We start from the raw sequence: 3679 nt of genomic DNA, 5'->3' as shown, positions 1-3679 counted from the left end.
TGCAAAATCTTCAAACAATTTTGCTACTGAACTGAACGATGAGGTTAAAAATAATCTTTTCATATTTGTATTTGCGTTATTCGATAGTATGTTTTGACCTCTTGAAAAAGAAAAAATACTACACAGAACTATCGTTGTTATTAATTTTATCATCTTATTTATAACTTCAACGTATCGTAACGGTACGTAAATTACTCTTTTTCGAATGATTTACGTACCGTTGATACGTGCAACTAAATTGTTTTTAGTTTTCTTTGGCACTATTACTAGAATTTTTTACACTCTTTTTCGCTCTTGTAGACCTATTAGCTTTCAGTGCTACGAGCTTATCAATATGAATATTGATACGTGCAATAAGCTGTGTAAGTGCTTCTGAAGGTTGTAAGACTGCCAAAGCGTTCAGATGTTCGATGATTTCGCGGTATACCCCGTTCAAATCCTTGCGAATGAGCTTCAAGGCACGTGTACCTGCGATAGTAGAAGCCCTTTCGTCGCGTCGTGTACGATAAAGCTCCATAAAGGTAGTTTCAGCTTGTTCGAGCCAATTCACCCAGCGCACCAATCCGATTTTCTTAGACGCTTCGGCATATTTTTCGCTACGAAGGTCTTGGATAAGGTTTTCGGTCTTACTATGTTGCGACTCGAAGCTCTCGGAGATGATATTGCCATAGCGTTTTAGCAATATCTTGATGAGTGTTGCCGCTTCTTTTTCGTCTTTTGTAGGACTGTAGGAAGCTTCATTTACACAAGCGGAGAGCCCTCGGAACATATTATCGCGGTTGCGATCCAATTCCTTCAGGCGGTGGGTATGTTCGCTCTTAGCTACAATCTCCAACGATTTGTTTTCCTCCTCTACCAAGGGGGTAAATTTGGCTAAAAGAGTAGCGAGTGAGTCGATATTAGCCTGCTCAATAGCTAATTTTACTTCGGTTACGAACCCATAGTGTTCGTGATTTTGCAAACTGGCAATAGCAATGCCTTTAATACGTTTGTTCATAAATCTAATAATTTTAGTTATTCTATTTTTCCCACAATAAGCGTACCAAAACGCCTATATTCTTTTTCTAAATTTGCGTCTGAAAACGTTAAAGTTTAGAATATTATCCTATCTCTATCCCTCTTTGAAGGAGGTAAAGATAGGATAGAAGGTATTTTTTATTATAAACAAATAAGGATTAGCCCTTTACGAATAATCAAAAGTGAATAGCACGATACGGCTTACAGGCTCATAAAGCATAATCATATAGCCACCAGCACCCACCCAATGGTAAGCTGTTGCCTCAGAGATAAGATAAAAAGGATTTCCTTTGTATGAAATGTCAAACACTACCTCATCATCTTCTTCACCATCTTCTATGTTCATCTTGAAAGCCTTTGGATATTCCTCATCTTCAATAGTGGAACACCAGTTGCCATACTGAGGCTCTCCCCCTAATATCTCCAAAAATGTTTTTCTATTGAGTTTGCCATTATATTCTGGATAACGCAAATCCACCAATGTACCATATTTGGCTACATTTTCCTTACTCTTTTCATAGTTATCAGCCATTTCCCGAAAGAGTTCCTCCTCTTCAGAGTCAAAATCCCAATGGTGAATAGCGGTCCGTTCAAAATATCCTTCCTTGCCGAGGAACTCAAACTTATTATCATCAGTTAGGCGGAAAGCCAGCCAGTTAGGCGCGGTATATTCGTTGTGATACTCAGTGGTATTATCGCCTATATACCCCTCATAAGGCTCAAAGGGACAGAGCATATATACCTTTTGTCCTGCCCAATCGGGGTTGATTTCAGCTAAATCGATACTCATTAGGGGCAAAAAATGATTTTTGAGCCATTGTTGCTCTTTTACAAAAATGTCTTCTGCCTTAGGGAACGCCTGCAAATGGTCGTTCAATTCTTGGATGTTTTCTCTTGTTGTCATTGTGTTTTTATATTAATTAATTTATTTTTCTTACGAATAATCAAAAGTGAATAGCACGATACGACTTACGGGCTCGTAAAGCATAATGATAGCATCGATATGCCCATCACACCAACTATAGTTAGGAGTACTTGCTACAAAGTAAAAGGGGTTTCCTTGATAGGAAATTTTAATCCATTTATCAGAATCTTCATCTTCATAATCTAATTTCATATCAAAAGCCTTTGGATATTCTTTGCTACTAATTGTACCTACCCAATTTCCTCCTATTATATGTCCTCCTAATATATCTAAAAATTTAGTAAAGTTAGGTTTCCCATCATATTCAAGAAACTGTAAGCTCACCAATGAACCGTATTTCTCGAAATTTGCTTTACTTTTCTCGTAGCCTTTCTGCATTTCTTGAAATTCCTTTTCTTCTTCGGAATTGAAATCCCAGTCGTGAATGGCTGTTCTTTCAAAAAATCCTTCTTTTCCCAGAAACTCAAACTTATTATCATCAGTTAGGCGGAAAGCTAACCAGTTAGGTGCGGTATATTCGTTGTGATATTCGGTGGTATTATCGCCAATGTAACCCTCGTAAGGCTCAAACGGAGCGAGCATATACACCTTTTGTCCTGCCCAATCGGGATTGATTTCAGCTAAATCGATACTCATCAGGGGCAAAAAATGATTTTTGAGCCACGGTTGCTCTTTTACAAAAATATCTTCCGCTTTGGGGAACGCCTGCAAATGGTCGTTCAGTTCTTGGATGTTTTCTCTTGATTGCATAATGATAATATGTTTGTTAGTAAATTTGGAAATTAGCCAATTAGTTTGCGTAAAACAATTATAGTGTTTTTACTATTTTTCCTCTCTGAAAATCTCCAATACCTTGTCACGAACCTCTGGGAATCGGGTGTATCCTTCACGGTCAAGGAAGTGTCCCGCTACGGGTAGGCGTACAAACTCACAATGAAGCCACGTGGCGAGGCGATCGCTCAACTCAGTAGATACAATAGAATCCTTTTCAGAGGCGATGACTATCCCTTTGCCTATCTTAGGAACACGGTGATAGCTTCTGAGATGCTCCACAAAGGGATTGAGGCTCTCGAAATTGGGCACCTCCTCACAGAATCCCGATACAAGTACGATACCTTTGGGCTCTTTATCGGTCTTGAGCAGGTAACAGAGCGTGGTAATCGTCCCCAAACTATGGGCTACAATGACCGTCTCGGGAGTCATCTCAAGCTCCTTTTCCAAGGTACCCACCCATACCGCTACATTAGGATCGGCTGGATTAGGAATCGCCAAACAATGGACGCTGATATTTTCCGCTTTTAGCGCTTGTTCTAACCATCTGTACCAATGCCTTTCGGGCGTATCGTCATATCCGTGAATGATATATACTTGTTTCATTAGTTATTTTCCTCCTCCCTGCCCCCTCCGATAGAGGGAAAAACAAGGTGGTTTTTGTGTTTTTAAATTGTTTTTATCCGTAAAATATCCTTAATATCCCTTTTTGACCTCCCCCCTACCCCCCTCCAAAGGGGGGGAAAAGATTCGTTGAGGTATCTAAACCCTTTATATCTTCCTAATTTTATCTTCTTTATAAACTATCCCTTGCATATTCATTCTCACGGCTTCCCCCTCTCTGAGGGGGCAGGGGGAGGTTTTAAGTATTGGTACAAAGTCCTATGCTATAAAAATAGGGAATAAGGATCCTACCTCCAGCCACCCCCAAGGGCTTTATACAAGGTAATACCGTATTGCATACGT

The 3679-nt window shown here is 39.7% G+C and carries 4 protein-coding genes and 1 pseudogene; all 5 read right to left on the bottom strand.

Annotated elements, in window-relative coordinates; translation table 11 throughout:
• Positions 1-153, bottom strand: a pseudogene (locus RYK20_RS10725) (peptidase S51); the annotation flags it as partial.
• Between the two features lie 91 nt (positions 154-244).
• Positions 245-997: a DUF6261 family protein gene (locus tag RYK20_RS10720; protein ID WP_314895417.1), complete on the bottom strand. Its 753-nt coding sequence runs from the start codon at positions 995-997 to the stop codon at positions 245-247.
• A 186-nt stretch (positions 998-1183) separates the two neighbouring features.
• Positions 1184-1921 (bottom strand): hypothetical protein, encoded by a 738-nt coding sequence (locus tag RYK20_RS10715; protein ID WP_314895416.1) that lies wholly within the window; start codon positions 1919-1921, stop codon positions 1184-1186.
• Between the two features lie 30 nt (positions 1922-1951).
• The gene (locus tag RYK20_RS10710; protein ID WP_314895415.1) at positions 1952-2692 is read right to left on the bottom strand and encodes a hypothetical protein; all 741 of its coding nucleotides are present in this window, start codon (positions 2690-2692) and stop codon (positions 1952-1954) included.
• Positions 2693-2764: 72 nt separating this feature from the next.
• Positions 2765-3319, bottom strand: coding sequence for an alpha/beta hydrolase (locus RYK20_RS10705; protein ID WP_314895414.1), 555 nt, complete (start codon positions 3317-3319; stop codon positions 2765-2767).
• Between the last annotated feature and the right edge of the window lie 360 nt (positions 3320-3679).

The sequence above is a fragment of the uncultured Capnocytophaga sp. genome (genome assembly GCF_963525585.1).
Taxonomy (GTDB): Bacteria; Bacteroidota; Bacteroidia; order Flavobacteriales; family Flavobacteriaceae; genus Capnocytophaga.
The sequence above is the reverse complement of the archived record's forward strand: the minus strand, read 5'-3'. Positions and strand labels throughout refer to the sequence as shown.